General features: G+C 49.7%; 2 protein-coding genes. Both read right to left on the bottom strand.

All coding sequences use genetic code 11. The features are described from left to right. Positions 1–1,283: replication initiation and membrane attachment family protein (locus KW93_RS02320; RefSeq protein WP_033541349.1), on the bottom strand; the 1,283-nt coding region annotated here is incomplete at its 3' end. A 12-nt stretch (positions 1,284–1,295) separates the two neighbouring features. After that, a complete protein-coding gene (gene nrdR, locus KW93_RS02315) occupies positions 1,296–1,772 on the bottom strand; it encodes a transcriptional regulator NrdR (RefSeq protein ID WP_033541348.1) in 477 nt (158 codons plus the stop codon). Positions 1,773–1,911 lie beyond the last annotated feature (139 nt).

The following is a 1,911-nucleotide window of genomic DNA, read 5'->3' as shown; positions in this document are numbered from 1 at the left end:
ACCGCAGCCGGCTGCGGTTCATCTTTCGTATAAAACCATTCCGGCAATTTTTCCTCGCGGACCGGTTTGCCGCCTGAGCGGGTAACAGATTTCGAAGCAGCTGTGGGCGAGCCTTCCGATTTCCATTTTACATACTGGGCATGTTCCGTGCGCGCCAGTTCCATGGCTTCGGCGGCAGTGGAAACATTTTTCCGGATCCAGTGCGATGCGATTTTTTCCACATAGCCTTTGGTGAGCTTCATATCCGTCCGAAGCAGTACATACTGCAGCAGGACATTGACGACTGCCGGCTCCATGCCGTGGTGCATCACCAGATTATTGGCAAGCTGAACATCAGCCGGCATCGGTTCTTTCCCGCCGGCGATGTCCCGCAGTACTTCAATGGGCGACGCAGATTCCAGATAAAGCACCAGCTCATCCTGTCTGGTCTTCGGCTCTGCCGTCTCTTCCGGCGCTTTCGTCAATACCGGCTCCAGTTTCGGTGCAGTCGTCGACACGGTCATCTTGTAATACTCGGATGCGGATTTTTTTATTCCTTCTATAGTAAGGCGGTAATCATCGTCTATCGCCAACAGGATCACTTTTTGCATTTCGAGCGGTCCCCAGCCGTAAAGGAATGCCAGTTTGCAGATGCTTTCCTTGATGGGCGCAGTCAATACACGTTTCGGTACAAGCTGTTCCGAAAGTCCCTGATGTAGCAGGCTAAAGTCAAAGTCGTATTCGGCTTTATAGCCCTTCCGGCTGCGCTGCTGCAGGTTTTGCGAATCGTGCGGATAACCGGCTTTTGCATGGACCGGCTGAAAAATATCCGTGAATGTCCGGGACACTTCTTCAAAAGAATCGATATCTTCTGCAGGAATCACGAAACGGTCACGCACACGGCGGTAGGCGATATCACCAATTTTGCTGAATAAAAACATGGAGAGCAGCGGATCGGTGAAAAAATCTTTCGGATCGAGCGGCGGGCATAATTCATACAGGAACGTGCGGGAATCGCTCCCTTTCCTGTACGTTTTCAATAACCCGATCGCTTCAAGCTGGATGCGCGACTCGAAAATTTTCGAAATCGGCATGCCGAGTGTATTCATCAGCGAATAATGCGGCGTTTCAGCCCGCAGCGTTTCGCCTTCCGCCCAAAGCGACAGGTAAAGCGATACAGCTTCAGCGCCGATCATCGGCTGATAAAGAAGCGTCAGCAATTGGCGGTCGTAATCGGAAAATGGATACGGCAGCCGGATCTTAAAAGCATCCGCCGGCTGCAGTTCCTTATAGAATGCTGTCATTTAGCCACCGCCTTACTCGGATATCTTGTCATCCGGATTCTTTTTCAATAAATCCTTCAGCTCGTCAATAAATACGTTGATGTCTTTGAACTGGCGGTAAACGGAAGCGAAACGGACATATGCCACTTCATCAATTGCGGCCAGCCTGTCCATGACCATTTCACCGACCTGTTCGGATTTCACTTCGGCATTGCCTATTCTGCGCAGGTCTTTTTCTATATTGAAGACCACTGCTTCCAGTGTCTCGAGTGGCACTGGGCGCTTTTCGCATGCGCGGATCAGGCCGCGCAGCACTTTTTCACGGCTGAACTCTTCGCGGGACCCATCTTTTTTCACGACAATCAGCGGCATCTCTTCCACTTTCTCAAAAGTGGTGAAGCGATAGCCGCATTCTTCACATTCCCGTCTTCTTCTGATCGATTTCAATTCATCTACTGGCCGCGAATCCACTACACGCGTCCCATTATGCTGGCAAGCCGGACATTTCATTTTGACATCTCCCCAAATTCTCTTTCTGTTCCTTTAAGTATAACAAAATTTCAGCGTTTATAATATTTGATTTTGGAATCTGAATAAAACACCGGAATAACTATTATAAATATGCCGCTTCGTCGCTTTGGACAGTGCT

This window comes from Planococcus sp. CAU13, from assembly GCF_000775575.1.
Lineage (GTDB): Bacteria > Bacillota > Bacilli > Bacillales_A > Planococcaceae > Planococcus.
This window is presented reverse-complemented; position numbering and strand designations above follow the sequence as displayed.